Genomic DNA, 21,673 nt, shown 5'->3' on the forward strand with positions numbered 1-21,673 from the left:
GACTTGGGTTACGTAGTTAAACCAAACCTTGCTCTTTTGCCATGCGGCTGGCGATGCTTGGCGCTTTCCAAATGCTTGGTAGCAAAATGAAAGACACGGGCACGGCCGTAATCACGATGAAAGATTGCAAAGCAGAGATGCCGCCAGAGCCCATTGAGATAAGCGCGATAGCCACCACACCCATCATTAAGCCCCAGAACGAGCGAATCACAGCGTTTGGCTCTGCTGATCCTGTCATTACCACACTGATGGTGTAAGTCATTGAGTCACCGGTTGTCACGATAAACGTCGTGGTCAGGATCAAGAACAATACCGAAATCACCATTGGGAATGGCAGTTCAGAGGTAATCGCAAGCAGAACCGCTGGTAGGTTAAAGCCTTCAAATGCGGATGAAATCAAACCTGGGTTTTCTAGCTCGAATGCCAAACCACTGCCGCCAACAATGCTGAACCAGAAGCAGGTAATCAGAGGTGCAGCGATGCTGATAGAAAGGATCAACTGACGAATGGTACGGCCGCGTGAGATACGCGCGATGAAGATTGCCATCATCGGGCCATAACCAATAAACCAACCCCAGAAGAATACAGTCCACCAACTTAGCCATTCTGTGTCGCCACGGTAAAGTGCCATCGGGAAGAAGTTATCCACCATGCGGCCAATGCCTTGCACGTAACCATCGACAATAAAGCTGGTTGGGCCGAAGAACAGGATGTAACCAATTAGAGCCACAGACAAAATGATGTTGTAGCGGCTCACAAGCTGAATGCCTTTGCTCACACCGCTCAGTGCTGACAAGGTGTACATTAGAATTGCAGCCACAATCACCATGCTTTGAGTGATGAAGGTATCTGGCAAGCCGAATAGCGAGTTCAACGCGTAACTGATCTGCAGGCCTAAGAAACCAATTGGACCAATAGTACCAGCGGCTACGGCGATAATGCTGCAGGCGTCAGCCACGTCACCAATCCAACCGTTAATGGCCTTGTCGCCAAATACAGGGTATAGCAGAGTACGTGGTTTAAGTGGTAAGCCCTTATCGTAGTGAAGGTGCATCAAAACCACAGAAGAAAGACAACCTAAGATAGCCCAAGCAAGGAAGCCCCAGTGCATGAAAGACTGAGAAAGTGCATTGATTGCAGAAGCTTTTGGTGAAGCTTCACCATATAGCGGTGGCGCAGAAACAAAGTGAGCGATAGGCTCAGCTGCAGCCCAGAAAACACCGCCACCCGCGAGTAGGGTACAAAGTACGATCGACAACCATTTAAAGGTATCGATATCCGGTCTCGCTAAACCACCCAAGCGCACATAACCCGTACGACCAAGCGCAATAGCCAAACCAATAAGGAAATTCAGAAGGAGTAATACTTGCCAGAAGGCACCGAAGTATTGAGTCGCAAACCCGAAGCCTGCGTTAACCATTGCGGTCAGAGAGTCTGTATTCGTCAGAGCAAGTAATACAAACACGGTGAGGAAGCTACCACTTAGCCAGAATACTGGGTTAGTGAGTTCAAGGCGCTTTAGAAGGGAAGGAGGATGGATCGCAGAATAGTCTGCCTCCTGAATAGGAGCATGAGAGGCGGCGTTCGTCATATTTGACATAATTACTTCGCTTTTTAGGGCTCGGAAGCCGTGCATTTCCCTCACACCAATAGCTCGAAAAGTGTGAGGATGATCAAAAAGCCGCTGATACTAGCACGTTGAGAACCTCAATATAACCGCAGAGCGCGATTAATTGTCGATCTCTAAAGTAAATAACTGATTTATGGAATGAGATTATTTGCGTGAAGTGCGCCGCATTTCATACGTAAATGACATTCCCCTTATTCTTGTAAGGACACCTCAGGATTACATTGAGCCAACCTGTTCTAATAAAAATTAAAGGTCTTACCCTATGGCTCAAATCGAACTCAACGGGACGTGGCAGCTTACCTCGCCACATCGTCCAGATATCGATATTCCTATGACTTTGCCCGGTGACAATGTATCCGCATTATTGCAAGCAGAGCTCATCCCGAATCCCTATTTTGCTGATAATGAAGCGAAAGTTCGTTGGATTGAAACTTGCGATTGGCACATTTCACGCGAGTTTGATGTCGATGGTTCTGTGCTCTCTGCCAAACAAGTGTGGATGACGCTCACCCGTGTAGACACCTTAGCGAACTTTTATATCAATGGTGAGCAAGCACTAACTAGCAGCAACATGTTTGCCCAGCAACGTATTGATATCAAACCTTACTTAAAACAAGGCACTAACACGATTCGAGTTGAGTTTGCCCGTGTGGATATAGAAGGGCTAGAACGTGCGAAGAAATTACCATTCCCTATTCCTTCGGCGATGGGGAACAACCAGATCCCGCACATGAACTTGATTCGCAAAACACAATGTCACTCGGGATGGGACTGGGGTATTTGTTTGATGGTGTCTGGTATCTATGACCCGATTCAAATTGAGGCTGTCGGTGATGTGTGGCTCAAAGGATTCTCAACAGAGCAACAATGGCAGGCCGACGGCAGTGTGTTGGTTGATGTATTAACCGAAGTAGAAACCGATACTCAACCTCATGAAATCACGATTGAATTTGATGGTCAGCGCCAATCGATTCAAACCGAAGGAAGTGGTCACTATCACTGCCAGTTCCATATTACCGAGCCAAAACGCTGGTGGCCTGCGGGCTATGGTGAAGCTTACCTTTACCCAATGACAGTATCTTGTGGTGATCAATCGCTATCACGCAAGATTGGTCTGAGAGAGTTGAGCTTAAATAACCAAGCTGATGAGCATGGTTCGGCGATGGAGTTTGTTGTCAACGGCACACCAATCAATGCCAAAGGCGCAAACTGGATTCCTGTGGATGCAATGCCGGGTCGTGAGTGTGAAAGCCGCTATCGTGCACTTCTGCAGAGCGCTGTCGATGCCAATATGAACATGATTCGAGTCTGGGGTGGCGGCCAATATGAGAGCGAAATTTTCTACAACCTGTGTGATGAATTGGGTCTGTTGGTCTGGCAAGACATGATGTTCGCTTGCTCGCTGTATCCATCTGATGATGATTTCTTAAAAGACGTGGAACAAGAGCTGCTGTTCCAAATCCCGCGTTTGAAAGAACATCCTTCCATTGCGCTTTGGTGTGGTGACAACGAAGTGATTGGTGCAATTGGTTGGTACGACGAATCCAAGCACAACAAAGTCAAATACACGGTGAACTACGATCGTTTGAATCGAATGATCGAACAAGTCATCGGTCAGCAAGACGAGTCACGTCGATTTTGGCCAAGCTCTCCTTGCAACGGCGAGCTGGATTTTGGCGATGCGTGGCACGATGACAGTAAAGGCGACATGCATTTCTGGGATGTTTGGCACTCAGGAAAATCGTTTAATGCTTATCTAAACATCAACCCACGATTCTGTTCCGAGTTCGGTTTCCAATCTTGGCCTTCGTTTGCTGAAACAAAACAGTTCGTACCAGAGCAGGACTGGAATGTTACCTCACCAACGTTTGAGCAGCACCAAAAGAACCCGCGCGGTAACAGTATCATCACTGAGATGTTTACTCGCTACTTCCGTTTCCCTTCCGGCTTTGAACAAATGTTGTACCTCAGCCAAGTGCAACAGGCGATGGCAATCAAAACCGCTTGTGACCATTGGCGCGCGATCTCTCCAGTATGTCGTGGCATGGTGTACTGGCAACTTAATGACAACTGGCCAGTGAGTTCTTGGTCCAGTTTGGAGTACAGCGGCCGTTGGAAGCAATTGCATTACCATGCGAAACGCTTCTTTGCGCCGCAGTACTTGGTGTTCTCGGAGCATACTGGCAAGTTGAGTCTTCACTTGTTAAATGATGCCAAAGAATCAGTTGATGTGAGTGCGCAATTGCATTGGGTGAACTGGCAAGATGAAGTGAAACAAACTTGGTCGTTAGAGCGCACCGTTTCCAATGACAGCAACACCATTGTTTGGCAGTTGGATGAGCAGTTTGATTCGTCTGAGTTGGCATCGGGTTTCTTCTACGTAGAAGCACAAGTTGGGAAAGATCGAACTACCAACACTTGGTTTAGCACTCATGAACTAAAAACATTGCCGATGGAAAGAGCGAATATTGAAGTAACGATTGAAGCCAATAAAGTCACGCTCGTTGCCGATAAGCCAGCGTTCTTTGTTCATCTTGAATGTGATACGGCTGGACGCTTTGACGACTCAAGCATCACGTTATTGGCAAACCAACCTGTCACGGTTGAGTTCTTGGGTGAAGACATGGCAACGATGGCGGAATCGCTACGCGTCTACCATCTAATGCAATAGCGTTGATTCAGAACCAAATAAGGGGCGCAGTGTCGCGCCCCTTATCATACATTTTTAAATGTATTCACGGTTTCGAATTCTAGGCTGCATGAACTCATTACCGACTTGATGGAATCGATATAGAACCAAATCGAGTAGCCCATCAAAACAGTATTCCACCATTGGGTTTTTGAATATTATTGTCGCTGGTGCTTTGAAGAAAGTGACTTTTCTATGGTGATAGAAATCTCTAATGAATATATCTATTAACAGTTGTTTGATTACTGGTTCATGTACCGGGAGGTGAATGATAGCATTCCCGGTAAGTTGGATAATGTCTTGAACGAGAAACTTTAAAATCGAGCGGCCTAGTTGCCATAAGCTAAGAATTCGAAACTCCCCGCCTAACTCTTGGTAAATAAGATGCCCAACTAACATTCCTTCACAGTAATAAAGACGAGCTTTACTTGTCTCTGCATTAAACTGTTTGATGGTGTCTTGTAACCCACCCGGAGTAATGAGCTGTTTATGCACAGTATTGATTTGCTCATACTCTGATGGGCTAACTTGGCTAAGAAAACAGCTCTTTACATCGGTAACTTGGTACTGATACACAATGTCTTTAAAGCTCAGATAGATGTTTTTACTTTGAGATGCCTTAACTTGTTTATATTCATTTGAAGTGTATTGATATTTTTCACCAAGGTAATGAGCAAAGGCTAACCGCTTTAGAAGGCTAGGAGTGACTTTACCACTTTCCCACTGGCTAAGCGTCGACTGATTTAAGCTTTCAAAAAGGCTATAACTTCTTGCTAGTTCATCTGCTAATTGTCCTTGTGTTATTTCCCTCTCTCGTCGAATCGCAGTCACAGCATGCGAAAACTCTAATTTACTGATCATACACCTATGTCCTGAACTCATTATATTTGTACTTGTTATAGGGGCTGCTCCTTGATGAGCCTAAGCCTTATGTTCTTGATTTCTTGGTGAGATACATCATTTCATCGGCACGATGAATTAAGCTTTGGTGGTTATCGCCATCGTGTGGATAACGCGCAATACCAATGCTCAGACCAATTTCAACTTCGTGGAAGTCAAGCAAAATGGGTGCACTACAAACCTGAAGAAGTAGAGCTTTGAAACGTTCTATCTCTTCAAAGTTATCTATGTTTGGTAGGCAGAGAATGAATTCGTCCCCTCCGTTTCTAATTGCAAACTGCGTGTCTGATAACAGGCCTAAGATACGATGAGCCGTGATTTTAAGAACTTCATCGCCATAGACGTGCCCATATGAGTCATTAATTTGTTTAAAGCCGTCTAGGTCGATATAGAGGAGTGCGAAAGTCTCATTGTGTAGCTTCGCTTGTTCAAACTGTTGATCGAGAAGTTGATTCCCTTTAAATCGAGATAAACAGTCGGTGAGTTCATCTATCTCTAGTAGTCTAAGGAGCCTCTGTTGAACTTCATTTTGTTGGCTTCGGTAGTTGTTGAATGCTTTTTCTATGGCTTTGAGCCCCTGAAACACGAAGAAGTTAAAAAGGTATAGCATGCTGTATTGAAAAACAAATGAATAGGTATCTATTTCTCTCGATGGATTTTTAACTATCGCGGATAGGTCTATGTGAAAATAGATAAGTGATGCCAGACCATAAATGAATAAGGACCAAATGAAGCCTAGCTCCATCAGGACAAACAACAAATTTACGGTTAACAAAGAAGAGAAGACGAGTTGGCTGCCCCAAAAATAATAGACATAGAAGCTAAGCGAGAAGCCAAAAATTAGAGCTATGATGATTAGCTTTTGATTCGGGGAGGTGTTTAAGGCTTGTCCAAACCAAATATACAAGCTGCAGATAAATGCTGATAGCAGGTAAGGAATGTAAGTGATAGTCGGTTCATTCCTGTACACACTCACCACTAAGGTAACAGCAATCCCCAAGCTCGTTAAGCAAACATAGTAAAACGCAAATACCCTATCTAAGGAAGTTCTTTCCATACAAACATCTCTGAGGAGCAACGAAGGCGAAGTAGAGGTCGATTTTTATCTAGTATCGATGTTTGTTTTTTTCCAATGAAACAAGGAAATACGCTGGTAATTCTATCTTTAAGGGTAGCCAAAGGTTTGTATTAACACTTCATTTTCCCAAGCACACTACACCGACCTTTATAGAATTACTCGATACAAACCGCCGTTTTTATAAACCATTTTATTGTTCGAAGTTGCATAACACTATTCGGTTTTCGGGAAAATGGCTCGATCTCAATATGCTTATAGAAAAAGTGAGCGGCTATACTGGTGCCAATGTAACCTTGAGCTCGGCCCGAGTGCCTTTAGGAAGGAGATGGCGGCTGTTTTAAAGCCACTATCTTTAGTTAGGTATATATGGGGGAGGTGCTTATCTTATCTTGTTGAAAATGCGAGAGCCGATTGCGTATCCAATGTAAAAGAGCGCTGCTAGCGTGATGAATGCTGAGACGTAAGCAAAGAAGTGATTCAAACCCAACCCAAAAGCTAGGGTGAAGGCAATGCCATTCACAGCTTCCAACGGAATTTTGTACCATGCTGAGTGCACGGTAGAACCGAATAGAATAAGAGTGCCGATTAAAAAGAGGGTGCCAACCATAAGGCCTGCCCATCTGCTGCTGTTCATGTATTTTCTCAAGGGTGAACGAGTACGTAACAAAATATTTCAGAGATGCCATTATACAACTGAGTACGGGGAGAGGTGGTAGCGATATTTATGCAAATAAAGTAAGAGGCCACTGAAGTGACCTCTTTTTAACCGTTTGGTGTTTTAATTAGCCAATCCATTTAATGAAGTAGGGGATGATGAGCGCGTTCGCTAAATCGATAAAGAAAGCGCACACCAGTGGCACGATGATAAAGGCTTGGTGTGAATTACCGTACTTTTGCGCTACCGCAGACATATTGGCCATCGCAGTTGGCGTCGAGCCTAAAGATATTCCACCAAAACCAGAACACACTACCGCCGCATCGTAGTTTTTCCCCATCAATGGGAACACAACGAAGATTGCGATGCAGATTGCCACCAAAAATTGCGCGCCAAGAATAATAAAGATAGGCCCCGCCAAATCAACCAGAGCCCAAAGTTGCATGCTCATTAATGACATTGCCAGGAATGCTCCAAGCGCCATATCGGCAATTAATGCAACAGCAGGTTTCCTTGCTGGCCAACGTGTGCCTGTAATACGAGGGTACGATGCTGGAATAACGTTAGAAATCAAAATACCGGCGAACAAACAGGTTACAAATAGCGGAAGCTCGAGACCTAAGCTACTGATCCCTTCATTCAAAATCGCACCCAATATGATACAAACATGAATCGCGAGCATCGCATCTAAGAAGTCGTAAGCATTGATGGATGGCTGAGGTTCATTTTTCGCGGTGCCAACGTCCATCTCTTCTACTGTGGTGGGTTTGAGGTTGTGCTTGTTTATGAGGTATTTCGCAATTGGGCCCCCCATCAAACTTGCTAAAATTAGACCAAATGTTGCGCTGGCAATACCGATTTCCATTGCGGTATTGAGATCGAAGATCTCAGCAATTCTTGGTGACCAAGCTATGGCTGTTCCATGGCCACCAATTAACGATACAGTACCACTTAACAAGCCGACTGCTTCTGATTGTCCAAGCATGGTAGCAATACCAATCCCTGTTAGGTTCTGAACTAGCATATAGCCGATGGTCACTGAAAGCAGAATCAATAGAGGCTTACCGCCTTTGAACAAGTCTTGCAGGCTGGCGTTGATGCCGATAGTGGTAAAGAAGTAAACCAAAAGTAAGTCTCGAGTTGCTAGATCGAACTGTACATCTATCTGAGTGACGTAGTGGAGAATAGTGAATAGCACAGAGACCAAAATGCCTCCGGACACAGGTTCTGGAATGCTAAACTCTTTGAGAAATGAGCTTGCCTGAGTTAAGCGCCTGCCCAAAAATAAAACGACGATCCCAAGGGTCACCGCGAGAAAAGATTCGACTTGTAATACGCCGTCGACAAAATTCATAATCACTCCTGTTGAGGTGAATACACACGATATGAGAATCAATCCGTATGCTCATCTTTTAAACATACTGACATGTTTACATTTCATCCAGTTACATAGCGACGAATTTGAACTTAGTCGGATTGCTATGGATAAAAAAGGGGAGCGGTTGAATTCTTGGTCCCCTATGAATTCGTAACTCGCTCCCCAAAATCAAAAACTGTTCATTTAATTTTGTTGAATTGTCGTTTTTTCCAACTCCCAATCGCCACCCAATGATTTGTAGAGTGAGACAGTGACCTGAGCCGTTTGCAATTTGGCTGCGATTTGTCGGTCTTGCATCATGCGTTGCTGGCGCTGAGCATCCAGTACCGACAAGTGGTCAATCAACCCAGCACGGTAGAGGGATTTGGCTTTCCCCACAGCTTTATCTGTCGCAACCAGAGCATCATCAATACGACGTTGATTCTCTTGGCTTCTGCCATATGCAAATAGGGTGGAATCCACTTCAGCAAAAGCCGAATCTACAGCGTGTTGGTAAGTCAGTGTTGCTGCTTCAAAACGAGCTTGGTTGATGTCCTCTAAAGCATCGCCACGACCACCATCAAAGACATTCCAACTGATGCCTGCCGCGCCAACCCAACCGAAAGAATCACTGCTAAACAAATCATCAAAGCTAGAAGCAGACACGCCCGGAGCGCCGGTTAAGAAGAACTTCGGATATTGATTGGCAATACTTGCCGCAAGTTCTTCATTGATGGCTGCCATTTCTCGCTCTGCTAAGCGGATATCAGGGCGACGCTGGAGTAAGTCTGAAGGTAATCCGATTGGCACGACATTCTGCATTGCTGGTACACCTTGAGTTTCTGCAAGTCGCACTTCGACTTTCGATAAAGGCTCACCAAGCAGTACCGCGATACGATGTTTGTGTACTTGCTGCGCGATTTCCAATTGAGGAATGATTGATTCCATCGCTGCAAGCGTCGCTTTGGCTTGCGCTAAATCGAGATCCGAGCCATAACCGCTACGAACCACTTTCTCGACCAAGTCCATGGTTTTTCTTTGGTCTTCAAGGTTTGATTTAGCTAAGTCGAGACGCTCGCTTGCCCCTTGATACTGCAAGTAGTTATGAATCAAGTCCGCAGTAAGCAAAGTCGTCAGTCCGCTTTGATAAATCTCTGCTTGCTCAACACGAATTTGTGCGGCATTGGATTGACGATCAATGCGACCGAACAAATCCAATTCCCAAGCGATACTCGCTCCAGCAAACACACCATCGTGCTGATTGTCCAACAAGGTTGTATTGGCAATTTGTGGTGGCAGGCCAGCGGCGGAATCACCAATTGGGTTCAGCGCAGGGCCAAGCAGCGAGTCGTTCTTACTGAGCTGATAATTGACGTATCCGGCACCAACATTGATGGTCGGCACCTTGAATGACTCAACAACGCTCTTATAGCTGTCTGCCATTTTGATGCGCTCTGCCGCGACCTTAAGCGGGATGTTTTGGCTTTGCATATCAAGCACCAAATCGTTCAACGTTGGGTCGTTAAACTCTGTCCACCAAAATGGTTCTGTCTCAGCATTGCGGCTGACACCATTTTGGTCAGCATACAAATAAGTTTCTGCCATGCTGGTGGTTGGCGTTTGATAGTCTGGCCCAACGGCACAACCGGATAAACTCATTGCCAATACCAGTGGCGCGATAACGAACTTTCTCATGATTACGCCTCCTTCAATTCAGCGTCAGTTTGCGTGGTTGGTGATGTTTCTTTGTATGCCAAGCGATACAGTGCCGGCATGATGAACAGTGACAACACGGTCGCCGCGGCCAGACCGCCGATGATGGTGGCTGCCATTTGGTCGAACAGGAGATCCGATAGCAGCGGGATCATGCCGAGTGCGGTTGTTAGTGCACCCATCGAAATCGCCATGGTGCGGTTAACGGTGGCTTCTTTGATGGCATCCGATAATGGGCGGCCGTTCGCACGTTCCAACTCAATTTGGTCCATCAACACAATGCCGTTTTTAATGATCATGCCTGTCAAGGTGATGGCACCAATCAACGCCATAAAGCCGAATGGTTTATCAAAACCAAGCAGAGCAAAGGTGGCACCGGTAGCCGCCAAAGGTAGCGTGGCTAGAATGATGATTGGTTGCTTAAAGCCGTTAAACATTGCGACCAGAATGATCACCATGATCAGCATGGCTTTTGGTAGCTGTTTAAAGATGTCAGTAACCGCTTTGTGTTCATCGTAGTATTCGCCGCCCCATTCCAAGCTGTAGCCGACTGGCAGAGGAATCGCTTCGATTTGATCTTTCACCGCGTTGCGTACTCTTGCTGGTGTGGTTGAACGCTCAACACCTGCTTGTGCTGTGATGGTTTTGACGCGATTGCGGCGCCAGATCATGCTCTCTTCTGGTACTAGCTCAAAGCCATCGACCACTTGGCCGAGAGGCACACTGTGCATGCCAAGCAGCGAACGTACTGGCAGAGTTTCCAGTGAGGCCATATTTTGAGACGTGCCACGCAGCTGAATTGGAATCAACTCATCATTGAGGTTCATTTGGCCTAGTGGCATGCCATCAGAAGCGCGTTTCAGAGCAAAGGCGATGTCCGCACGGTTAATGCCAGCTTGGCGCATCTTGTCTTGATTGATGATGGGTTTCAGCACCTTGCTTTCTTGACGCCAGTCATCACGAACGTATTTGGCATCGGGATGCGTGGCAAAAATCGCTTTCGCTTGATCCGCCAGTTGGTGCAACACCGCTTCATCAGGGCCAGAGAAGCGAGCTTCTACCGCATACTTGTCTGAGGTCGCCAGTTTTAGTGCTCTAAAGCGAGGTTCGGCATCTGGGAAAGTGTTTTGCAACCACTTGTCACCACGTTCAACAAGTTGGCTGATGCTTTCGTAATCCTTGGTGTTTATCAAGATCTGCCCGTATGCAGGATCAAGCGGCTCTGGTTCTACGGTCACCGAGAAGCGCGGTGCACTTGCGCCCATGTAGCTAGAGATGCTTTCTACTTCTGGTTGCTTGAGTAGCCACTGCTCGACTTTGCGCATGTCAGCTGAGGTTTGTTCGATCTTGGCGCCATTCGGTAGCCAGTAATCAAGGAACACGATAGGGCGATCCGATTGCGGGATAAAGTTCACCGCCACGTAAGGTACAGCAACAGCAGTCACCAAAAGCAGTGGAATCAATGCTGTCAGTGCTTTCATTGGGTTATCAACCGTCCAAAACACCAATTGCTTGTAACGGCTTGGCTTTGCATCTTCATCGATAGGTGTTGGTTTGATGAACATCCAACACATCAGCACAGTGAAGGTCATCGCGACCAACCAAGACAAAAGAAGCGAAGACGCGACGATGTAGAACACTGAACCCGCAAACTCGGCTGAGTCGGTTTTGGAGAACAGAACTGGACTTGCACCCATGATGGCAATGACGGTCGCGCCAAGCAGAGGGACGGCGGTTTCCTTAACTGAATCAATAGCAGCACGTGTGCGCTCGATGCCTTTGCTCAGTTTTACGATCATCATGTCAGTGATCACGATGGCGTTGTCTACCAACATACCTAGAGCAAGAATGAAGGTACCTAACGAGACTCGGTGCAAATCAATGCCTGCAATGTTCATGTAGATCAGCGTGAGCAGGATAGTCAGCAATAAGCTCGAACCCACAATTGTCGCGCTCTTAAAGCCCATGAAGACCAACAGCACCACAAACACAATGCCGACACTTTCGAGCAGGTTACCGACGAAGTCATCAATCGCTTTTTGCACTTCTTCAGGTTGGTAAGCCACAGTAGAAATATCAACGCCAAGCGGTAGGGTTTGTTGGTAGTTTTGGATGATGTCGCGAATCGTGTCGCCGAGCGAGACCACATTGATACCTTCAACAGGGCTGACCGCTAGCGTCACCGCAGGCTCACCATTAAATCGGCTTTCTGTTAGCGCTGGTGTTTGGTAGCCCATGGATACATCGGCGATGTCACCTAAGCGAATCAAGCCTGTACCTAGCTCACTCACGCCACCTTTGATGACCAAATTGCGAATATCATCTAATGATTGAAATTCACTGGTTTGAGTGATGCGAATGCGCTCGGTGCCAGCATCGAACTTGCCTGCTTCAAAGGTCATGTTCTGTGTGCTGAGTTGGTTCCACACCTGCGCGACAGACAAGCCATATTGAGCCAGACGTTCGTCAGGCATATCAATGTAAACCACTCGTGGTTGCACGCCGTGTAGCTCAATCTTCTTGATGCCTTTTACAGCTTTGATTTGGCGTTGCAATTCTTCTGCATAGCGGCGTAATTCTTCAGGTGCGGCGTCTTGGCTATGGATAGAGAAAAGCATGCCATACACTTCAGAGAACTCATCCTGAACAATGCTGATTTGCGCTGTAGACGGCAGTTGCAGTTTTACGTCGTCGACTTTGCGGCGCAGTAAATCCCATTGCTGCGGAAGCGCTTTGGAATTGAGGCTCTCTTTCAAGTCGACAAATACCATCGACATCCCCGGACGAGACAATGAGCGCAGGCGATTCAACTCCGCCATTTCTTGCAGCTTGGTCTCAATGGTATCGGTGACTTGTTGTTCTACTTCTTCCGCCGATGCGCCCGGATACAAGGTGACGACGACGGCGGTTTTAACCGTGAAGCTAGGGTCTTCCAGCTTGCCTAAATCGAAGTAAGAATACAGTCCTGCCACCACACTCAAGGCGATAAAGAACAACACGAAAGTGCGCTGTCTTATCGCGAATTCAGCTAAATTGATCATGATTCGAACCTATAGCGTTTTGATGGTTAAGTTCGGCGTGTTGTCGCCAGCTTGCAAATAATGAGTGCCGCTGATGACCACATAGTCGCCTTGGTGGAAAGCACCAGAGACACAGGCTTGGTGAGAGTCGATGGACTGCAAACTCACTGGCTCGGTATGCACGATAGCGTCACGAACGACATTGACGTGTAGCGTTTTCTTTTCACCTAAAATCGCAGAATAGGGGAAGCAATGACTGGATTGATCGGGCTGAAATGAGGTTGTGACCGTAACGGCTTTGCCATTGAACAGCTCACTAGAAATCGAATCGATAGCTAGAGTGACAGGGTAAGTTTGTTTGATGAGATGTTTTTTAGGCGCGATTTCAGCGACGTTCGCACGGTATGTTTGCTCTGAACCATACCAAGACAGTGCCGCTGTTTGCCCAAGATTAAACTGACGAATCATGTTCTCAGGCACATCGATATCCACTTCCCACTGACCGTCTTGTTGAAGAGTGGCGACGCTAACGCCCGGCAGTGTCTGCTCGAATGCGTCGATTCGTACCTCGCCAATGCTGCCAGAAAATGGTGCACGCAGTGTGGTGTAAGCCAAGGCATCTTCCGCGCGTTGGATATTCTTCTCTACCACTTTAACCGCAGACAAACTACGCTCATAACCGCTGATGGCTCGATCCAAATTCACACTGGCAATCGCGTCATCATCGGTGGCTTGTTTCACGCGTTTTAGCTCGGCCTTTGCGAGTTTATGCGCAGACTTCGCTTCCAGCATGCGCGCTTGAAGTTCTTCCAAAGAAACTTGGTAATCGTGAGGATCAAGCGTAGCAATGATCTGTCCTTTCTCGACATGATCGCCTTTCTTCACCAAAACGCGGTCAACGGTGCCTGGAACGCGAAAAGAAAGGGATGCGGTCTCTTTTGCTTGAATAATGCCACTAAACGATTTGTTCAACGCCGTATTTTCACCCGTGACTTCAACAACTTGAATTGGGCGAGGGGACTCTGGTTCGGTGAACGTGTTTTGGCTTTGATTGCAGCCAAACAGTGCCAATGTCGCGGCACCTAATGCAGTAGTTTTGAATAGACGATTCATACGATGGCTCCATAATTTTGGTGCCATCATACAATTGTACAATGTTGAGATAATCACTCGACAATGAGACTCACTGTCTCAAAAAATGAGACAATGCATTCAGCTAAACGAGTTTTGGGACTTCTTTAATGAGGTGGTCAATAAGTAAGCGGCTCGCCTGACTCAATGTCTTAGGCTGAGGGTAAAGCAACCACCCCGATTCTTCAGTGACAGAATATTGTGACAATAGCTGCACCAAGCTGCCGGATTCCAACTCTCGCTTCACCAGTAGTTTGGGCATAAAGGTGATACCACGATCTAAAATCGTCGCGTTCTTAATAAAGCCAATGTTGTTGGAAATGAGCTTCGGGTGCAGTTGTACACTTTGTTCTTGGAAGTGCCATACATTGTCTACCTCGCCATTTGGCCAACGAAAACAGACACACTGGTGTTCCTTCAGTTGTTCTAGGTTCTCTGGCATGCCGTGTGTTTCAAGGTAATTGGGAGAAGCGACTAAACAGCGGTCGAGCGTCAGTAACTTGCGTGCGACGATATCGGAATCAAACAAAGCACCGCCATGAAAGGCGATGTCTAGCCCTTGCTGGAACATGTCATGAAAGCCGTTGTTAATGTTGCGGATATCTAACTCAACATGAGGGTATTGGTCGTGGAAATCGAACAAAATTGGACGAACCAGTTCGTCAGTTTCTGGTAGCAATCCAAGCTTGATACGACCACGAACTTCGTTGGTGTTATTGCTGACTTGTTCGTTCGCAGAGTCGAGCATCGTGAGCGCTTTTAGTAAGTTCTCATAATAGGCTTCGCCGTTGTTGGTCAGCGATAAACTGCGCGTGGTGCGATGAAACAGCTGGGCTCCAAGGGACTGCTCTAATTCACCGATTCGTCGACTCACATTCGCGCGCGGCAGATCTAATGCGTTTGCCGCGGCGGTAAAGCTTCCTAGCTCAACCACTTTAATGAAGAGTTTAAGATCGTCGATTTTCACAATGGCGCTCCATGCTTATTGAACACTGTATTAAACCGTGACACTCTAAAGCATCATAACGTTATGCACAAAATATAACGTCAATTTTGCTATAAGAAAAATAGGGTATTAATGTGCTTAGAGTCATTCAACGCCGTCGAATTAAGAAGGTCATCAAGCTGCTCTCCGCCCGATTGATTAAGGGCTATGGAAGCCGCGAGTATTTCTCTATCGGACAAGTGCAAAGCAGCACAAGCGAGTTGAGCAAGCGCCAACAGCAAATTGCTTTAGCGCTTTATGCCAATCCTGAAGAACTTAACTCAGGAGAAGCAGCTCAAATTCAGTCTCTGCGTTCTGATGTTGCTAACGATTTCTTCGATGGTGGTGATTACACCGCACAAGATGTTTTGAATCTACTTGGTTCGGGTGGTTGGAAAGGCGGTCGTATGGACGACGATATGTCCCACCGATTTGGAATGAATAGCCGATACTAAACCTCGTAATCAAACACGATGATGTCTTCAAGCAGTGGTCTAAATACCTCTTTCAATGCATCGTGCTCTGGATGGGGGAGGTAGTTCTGACGACCCGCCTCATCGGCAAACGTCATCATCACGGCGTGTGTGTAGTCTTTGTTCTTTCCTTCTGGGCTGTTGTTTAAGCCCCATTCAACGTCGGTTACGCCTTCCACTTTCGTTGGCATGGCTTCGAATAGCTCTCGAAGTTGTTGAATTTTGTCGTCGGTGGCAGAAGCTTTAAATTTGATGAGTAGAATGTGTCTGATCATGGCTTTGTGTTGTTATATTTTGTTGTGTTTGAAGAACAACACTATAACGGGCATCCACTCTAAAGTTAGCTTTTGGCTTCACAAAATAGGGAAACAAAAACGCGAGCACTTTGGCTCGCGTTTTAGTTGGTCTAGCTTGGTCGTTAGATGGGAACCGTTAACCCTCAATGCGTTTCACCAAGTAGAAATGCTTTTTACCGCGTTGAAGTAACCAGTACTGATCGAACAACGGGAAGTTCAAACTTGGGTTTTCTGCGTCAACTTTCTCGCCGTTCACACTGATGGCGTTGTTGCCAATCAGTTCACGAGCAATACGCTTTGAGTTGGCTAAGCCTGATTCAACCAGAAGCTCGACCAAGTCTTGCGCAGCACTTTGCATGCTCGGTAAGCCATCGAGTTCCAACTGTTTTAGCTCGCTCAAACTTAGCTGCTGCACATTGCCGCTAAATAGCGCTTGAGTGATTCGCTCTGCACTTGCTAAGCCTTCTTCACCATGGACAAAACGCGTCATTTGCTCTGCTAAGATACGCTGTGCTTGTGGTTTGCCTTTGCTTTCTTTGTCTTGTGCTTCAATCGCGGCAATCTCATCGCAACTCAAGAAGGTGTAGTAGCGCAGGAAGTGGTAAACATCGGCATCTTCCGCAGACAACCAGAATTGGTAGAAAGCGTAAGGTGAGGTCTTACTTGGATCTAACCACACAGCGCCACCTTCGGTTTTACCAAATTTAGTGCCGTCAGATTTGGTGATCAAAGGTAGGGTTAAGCCAAATACTTGCTCTCCATTTTGGCGGCGAGTAAGGTCAATGCCGCTAACAATGTTGCCCCATTGGTCATTACCACCGATTTGTAGGCGGCAGCCGTACTGACGGTTTAATTCTGCGAAGTCGTAAGATTGCAGCAGTGCGTAACTGAACTCGGTAAATGAGATGCCTTGATCTGGACGTTGTAAGCGTTGCTTCACCGACTCTCGGCTGATCATGGTATTCACGGAGAAATGCTTACCTACGTCGCGGAAGAAGTCGATCACATTAATCTGCTTCACCCAATCCGCATTGTTTACCATGATCATTGGTTTGCTGACTTGGTTATTCATCAACTGTTGAATTTGATTCGACAGATCTTGTACCCAACCCGTTACGGTCTCTTCTGAGTTTAAGCTTCGCTCTGTGGCTTTAAAGCTCGGGTCACCAATCATACCGGTCGCACCACCAATCAGAGCGATGGCTTGATGCCCTGCATCTTGGAAGCGCTTGAGCATAATCAGTGGCACAAGGTGGCCGATGTGCAAGCTACCTGCGGTTGGATCGAAACCGCAGTACAAGGTTTGTGGCTCAGATAGCAGTTGTTGAACTTGGTCTAAGTCGCTCGCTTGGGCAATCAAACCGCGAGCTTGTAAATCTTCAATCAGTGTCATCGTCTTATCTTTATCTGGTTTGGTTGTATTCAGATTAAAAGGCGATGCGGAATCGAGATATATCCCTAAAGGGACAGTTTGTTATCTTGATTGAGTGATCAGGTGGTTGAGAAACAACTGAAAGAACTCGCTTAAAGACGCCACATTCAGTTGTGCGTAGATGCGTTTGCGGTGGTTCTTAACTGTGCCTTCTGCAACATCTAGCTGCGTTGCAATCTCTTTGCTGTCATAGCCTTGCGCGATCAATGCCGCGATTTCCTGTTCTCGATTAGTGAGGACGGTTTGTCCAAACGATGCCAGTGCAGATTCAATCGCCGTACGCATTTGTCCTGAATATTCGTTAGGGCTAAACACTGGCTCGGCGAGTGTAAACTCGGTTTGTTTCCAGTGCTGTTGGCACAAAGACTGGATAATGGCGAAGTAAGCTTTAAGCTTGGTTACTTGAGGCTTGGTGAAGCGATTATCGTCCTGCATAAACCCAAAGTAGAGCATCACCCAACGTGTCGGCTCGATTTCAATCAGCATGCTGAGTTCATCCTTCCAACCCGTTTGATGGTAAAACTGCTCACAGTAGGCTTGGTAATCGAGATCGTTACGCACGACGTCTTTGCCTACTACATCTTTGAGCGTGAAGATGCCTTGCTCTTTGTTGGCATTAAGCTTCTGGTAAAACGGGTCGTTTTGAAAAGAGGTGGTGAGGTAACGCTGGAACAAAAGCTCGCGCTCATTTTCAATCGAATCATACAGATAGATAGGGTGTTTGCCTTCGCGGTAGCCGAGTATCACCGCGCAATCAAAACTCAATAACGAAGCTATAACGCGCATGAGTTTAGGCGTAAAGCTTGGTGAGTTAAGGGCAGAAATTGTTTCTGCAAGTTGAGTGTTGAATGCGTCGTTAGGCATGGGAATTCGAGCGTGCGATAAAGGTTGAGATAAGCATAACGCAACAGACAGTGATCCCAAAGTGATCAAAAAGGGGAGCGTTGTGCTCCCCATCAATAAATCCTTGTCACTAAGCGATTACTGCGAATCGGTCAGCTCTTTATTCACCCAGTATTTCGAGCCAGAAACGTTCGCATCAACCAACAAGCCTGTGGTGTTGAGCTGATACACCGCCACGCCGCTGTTGAATTGCGCTGTCATTTCTTCGCCATCCTCACCAGCAACTAAAGAGGCTTCGCTCGATGCTTCCCAGCCTTCCTCGACAAAGGTGTTGAAGTCTTTTTCTTCCTCAAACAGCACGACTTGTTGGTAGAACTTACCGCCAACACCAAGGGCAACACCCGCACCAAACATGTTCATGTAAGTGCGCTTATCCGTTGACTTGTTGACTGCAACCCCAGAGCCGGAGTTGGTATGGAACATCAGCGACAGTTTACGTGAATCAAACACCGCATAACCGTAAGCGTTGTCGTAAAGATCTTTCGCTTCTGGTTTCTCATTGAAGAGTTTTAGCAGGGTGCTATCTGCCATCAAATCAATCGCTTGGCGCGCTTCTTCTGGCGTATCGCCTTCCATCAATTCATCGATTTTCTTATCGGCATCGTCGATCCACTTTTTACTGGTCTCAATACTGGCATCAGTCCATTCACCCGCAGTGTTGATCGCATCTTCAGACCAGTTAGTGAAATTTTGCCAAGCTTGTTTAGAGAACGCCTTGGTGTCATCCCAAGTGTCTTTTGCAGTATCAGAGACGGCGTCACCAAGGTCTGAGAGACTGTTAGAAATGTCGTCCCAATCTGCGTAAGCCGGAGAGGCGAGTAGCGTTAAAGCGGTAACAAGTGCAAGTGGCTTTTTCATAGGTTCATTCTTTTATGAAATCAGATTCTTTCATTCTAGGTGAAAAATCTCAGAGGGAAAATTAGCATGCCGTTTAGGTTGGGATTGTCGTCACGAACTCACAGAGCTTTGACATGATAGACAAAGAAAAAGCCCTCAAACCGAGCTTTGAGGGCTTTGCATTACGAGTTGGGAAGGAGCGTATTACTTGCTCACTTTACCTAGCTTCAACCAAGTATCGATAACCGTATCTGGGTTCAATGACACAGAGCTGATACCTTGTTCCATCAACCATTCCGCTAGGTCATCGTGGTCTGATGGGCCTTGGCCACAGATACCGACGTATTTGCCTGCTTTGGTTGCCGCATCGATGGCCATTTGCAGCATGGCTTTCACTGCTGGGTTGCGCTCATCGAATAGGTGAGCAACGTCGCCAGAGTCACGGTCAAGACCAAGCGTAAGCTGAGTCATGTCGTTTGAGCCGATAGAGAAGCCATCAAAGTACTTCAAGAACTCTTCAGCAAGTACTGCGTTTGACGGTAGCTCACACATCATGATGACTTTCAAACCTTGGTCGCCGCGGCGTAGGTCGAACTTAGCTAGTAGGTCGATAACCGATGCCGCTTCGCTTGGTGTACGTACGAATGGGATCATGATTTCAACGTTCTTCAGACCCATCTCGTTACGAACGCGCTTGATTGCTTGAGTTTCTAGCTCGAAACAGTCTTCAAACACTGGAGAAATGTAGCGAGACGCACCACGGAAGCCCAGCATTGGGTTCTCTTCATGTGGTTCGTAACCTTTACCGCCGACCAAGTTGCTGTACTCGTTCGATTTGAAATCAGACATACGAACGATCACGCGTTTTGGCCAGAATGCAGACGCGATAGTCGCAATGCCTTCGGTTAGCTTGCTAACGTAGAAATCGATTGGATCTTTGTAGCCACGAATACGCTCAGTGATTTCAGCTTTTAGCTCATCGCTTTGCGCATCGAAGTTCAGCAACGCTTTCGGGTGAATACCAATCATCTTGTTGATGATGAATTCAAGACGCGCAAGACCCACACCTTCATTCGGAATTTGAGCGAAGTCGAATGCACGGTCTGGGTTCCCCACGTTCATCATGACTTTGGTTGGAAGCAGCGGAAGCTCATCGACCGCAGAGCGTTTGATTTCGAAATCCAGCTCGCCTTGGTAAACGTAGCCCGTTTCACCTTCTGCACAAGATACAGTCACTGTCTCACCGTCGGTTAGCTTGCTGGTGGCATCACCACAACCAACGATTGCAGGAATACCAAGCTCACGTGCGATGATCGCTGCGTGACAAGTACGGCCGCCACGGTTAGTGACAATCGCAGATGCCTTCTTCATCACTGGTTCCCAATCTGGGTCAGTCATGTCTGTCACCAGCACATCACCATCTTGCACCAATGACATTTGGTCTAGAGAGTCGACTAAGCGCACTGGGCCTTTACCGATACGCTGACCAATTGCACGACCTTCAACCAAAACGTCTGCTTTGTTGCTTAGCTCGTAACGCTCAATCACGTTTTGCTCGCTTTGAGAACATACGGTCTCTGGGCGTGCCTGTACGATGTAAAGTTTGCCGTCGATGCCATCTTTTGCCCACTCAATATCCATAGGACGTTTGTAGTGCTTTTCGATGATCATCGCTTGTTTTGCTAGCTCTTTGATCTCTTCATCATTCAGAGAGAAGGCGTTGCGCTCTTCTACTGACGTATCGATGATCTCAACTTGCTTACCGATCTCTTGACGGTCTGAGTAGATCATTTTGATCTGCTTAGAGCCAAAGGTCTTCTTAACAATTGGGTGTTGACCCGCTTCTAGCATTGGCTTGTGAACGTAGAATTCATCAGGGTTAACCGCACCCTGAACCACCATTTCACCCAAGCCCCAAGAAGAGGTGATGAATACGACTTGGTCGAAGCCAGATTCCGTATCTAGGGTGAACATAACGCCAGAAGAGGCTTTGTCCGAGCGCACCATGCGTTGAATACCTGCCGATAGCGAAATGCCACGGTGGTTAAAGCCTTGGTGTACACGGTATGAAATTGCACGGTCATTGAACAAAGAAGCGTAAACGTGCTTGGTCGCTTCTAATACTGCATCAATGCCTTTTACGTTTAGGAACGTCTCTTGCTGACCAGCAAATGACGCATCCGGTAGATCCTCTGCAGTTGCAGAAGAACGAACGGCAACAGAAATCTCAGGATGATTGTCTGTCAGTTCTTTGTAGTTATCGCGGATGTCTTGTTCAAGATCCGCAGGGAACGGGGCTTCTAATACCCATTGACGAATGGTGGCACCTGTCTTGCGCAGGGCTTCTACATCCTCAACGTCCAGTTCATCAAGTAGTTGGTGAATACGCTCATCCAAACCTTCGTGGTCAAGGAATTGGTTAAACGCATACGAGGTTGTCGCAAAACCGTTTGGTACTGATACACCAACATTGGCTAGGTTAGAAACCATTTCGCCAAGTGAAGCATTTTTACCGCCGACTTTGTCGACATCATCCATGGATAGTCCATTGAACCAGAGGGTGTTCTTTTGCAT

General features: G+C 46.7%; 16 protein-coding genes. 2 read left to right on the forward strand and 14 right to left on the reverse strand.

The features are described from left to right. Positions 1 to 16: 16 nt before the first annotated feature. Entirely contained in the window at positions 17 to 1,600 is a 1,584-nt protein-coding gene (locus KIV41_RS09755; protein WP_285336196.1) for a BCCT family transporter, read from the reverse strand. Between the two features lie 292 nt (positions 1,601 to 1,892). On the opposite strand from KIV41_RS09755, the gene KIV41_RS09760 reads away from it, so the two are divergent. Further along, entirely contained in the window at positions 1,893 to 4,301 is a 2,409-nt protein-coding gene (locus tag KIV41_RS09760; protein WP_285336197.1) for a glycoside hydrolase family 2 protein, read from the forward strand. Positions 4,302 to 4,355: 54 nt separating this feature from the next. Here KIV41_RS09760 and KIV41_RS09765 read toward each other — a convergent pair whose 3' ends face one another. The 8 genes from KIV41_RS09765 to KIV41_RS09800 all read right to left on the reverse strand — a co-directional run bounded on the left by KIV41_RS09765 (position 4,356) and on the right by KIV41_RS09800 (position 15,140). Continuing rightward, the gene (locus tag KIV41_RS09765) at positions 4,356 to 5,180 is read right to left on the reverse strand and encodes a helix-turn-helix transcriptional regulator (RefSeq protein ID WP_010452983.1); all 825 of its coding nucleotides are present in this window, start codon (positions 5,178 to 5,180) and stop codon (positions 4,356 to 4,358) included. A gap of 67 nt (positions 5,181 to 5,247) precedes the next feature. Continuing rightward, a complete protein-coding gene (locus KIV41_RS09770; protein ID WP_010452981.1) occupies positions 5,248 to 6,276 on the reverse strand; it encodes a GGDEF domain-containing protein in 1,029 nt (342 codons plus the stop codon). A gap of 400 nt (positions 6,277 to 6,676) precedes the next feature. Beyond that, positions 6,677 to 6,931, reverse strand: coding sequence for a hypothetical protein (locus KIV41_RS09775; protein WP_038886516.1), 255 nt, complete (start codon positions 6,929 to 6,931; stop codon positions 6,677 to 6,679). A 148-nt stretch (positions 6,932 to 7,079) separates the two neighbouring features. Beyond that, positions 7,080 to 8,306: a sodium/glutamate symporter gene (gene gltS, locus KIV41_RS09780; RefSeq protein WP_285336198.1), complete on the reverse strand. Its 1,227-nt coding sequence runs from the start codon at positions 8,304 to 8,306 to the stop codon at positions 7,080 to 7,082. A 207-nt stretch (positions 8,307 to 8,513) separates the two neighbouring features. Next, positions 8,514 to 10,004: an efflux transporter outer membrane subunit gene (locus KIV41_RS09785; protein ID WP_045385579.1), complete on the reverse strand. Its 1,491-nt coding sequence runs from the start codon at positions 10,002 to 10,004 to the stop codon at positions 8,514 to 8,516. A 2-nt stretch (positions 10,005 to 10,006) separates the two neighbouring features. After that, positions 10,007 to 13,063: an efflux RND transporter permease subunit gene (locus KIV41_RS09790; RefSeq protein ID WP_285336199.1), complete on the reverse strand. Its 3,057-nt coding sequence runs from the start codon at positions 13,061 to 13,063 to the stop codon at positions 10,007 to 10,009. A gap of 9 nt (positions 13,064 to 13,072) precedes the next feature. Beyond that, positions 13,073 to 14,155, reverse strand: coding sequence for an efflux RND transporter periplasmic adaptor subunit (locus tag KIV41_RS09795; RefSeq protein WP_285336200.1), 1,083 nt, complete (start codon positions 14,153 to 14,155; stop codon positions 13,073 to 13,075). Between the two features lie 103 nt (positions 14,156 to 14,258). Then, positions 14,259 to 15,140 carry a LysR family transcriptional regulator gene (locus KIV41_RS09800; RefSeq protein WP_285336201.1) on the reverse strand — a complete coding sequence of 294 codons (882 nt, stop codon included), beginning with the start codon at positions 15,138 to 15,140 and terminating at the stop codon, positions 14,259 to 14,261. A 113-nt stretch (positions 15,141 to 15,253) separates the two neighbouring features. Here KIV41_RS09800 and KIV41_RS09805 point away from each other — a divergent pair, with 113 nt between their 5' ends. Next, positions 15,254 to 15,613, forward strand: a complete 360-nt coding sequence (locus KIV41_RS09805) for a DUF6559 family protein (RefSeq protein ID WP_045385591.1) — start codon at positions 15,254 to 15,256, stop codon at positions 15,611 to 15,613. On the opposite strand, the gene KIV41_RS09810 is transcribed toward KIV41_RS09805, so the two are convergent. The 5 genes from KIV41_RS09810 to ppsA form a co-directional block, all read right to left on the reverse strand. Then, positions 15,610 to 15,906 carry a Dabb family protein gene (locus tag KIV41_RS09810; RefSeq protein ID WP_171358852.1) on the reverse strand — a complete coding sequence of 99 codons (297 nt, stop codon included), beginning with the start codon at positions 15,904 to 15,906 and terminating at the stop codon, positions 15,610 to 15,612. The two genes, KIV41_RS09805 and KIV41_RS09810, sit on opposite strands and share 4 nt — an antisense overlap. Before the next feature lie 157 nt (positions 15,907 to 16,063). Then, positions 16,064 to 17,320: a tyrosine--tRNA ligase gene (gene tyrS / locus KIV41_RS09815; protein ID WP_078609897.1), complete on the reverse strand. Its 1,257-nt coding sequence runs from the start codon at positions 17,318 to 17,320 to the stop codon at positions 16,064 to 16,066. Between the two features lie 81 nt (positions 17,321 to 17,401). Then, positions 17,402 to 18,223, reverse strand: a complete 822-nt coding sequence (locus tag KIV41_RS09820; protein WP_285336256.1) for a LuxR family transcriptional regulator — start codon at positions 18,221 to 18,223, stop codon at positions 17,402 to 17,404. A gap of 117 nt (positions 18,224 to 18,340) precedes the next feature. Further along, complete coding sequence (locus KIV41_RS09825) at positions 18,341 to 19,120, reverse strand: lipoprotein (RefSeq protein WP_045385600.1); 780 nt, start codon at positions 19,118 to 19,120, stop codon at positions 18,341 to 18,343. A 183-nt stretch (positions 19,121 to 19,303) separates the two neighbouring features. Further along, a complete protein-coding gene (ppsA, locus tag KIV41_RS09830) occupies positions 19,304 to 21,673 on the reverse strand; it encodes a phosphoenolpyruvate synthase (RefSeq protein ID WP_027726571.1) in 2,370 nt (789 codons plus the stop codon).

The organism is Vibrio sp. D401a, assembly GCF_030248515.1.
GTDB lineage: Bacteria > Pseudomonadota > Gammaproteobacteria > Enterobacterales > Vibrionaceae > Vibrio > Vibrio rotiferianus.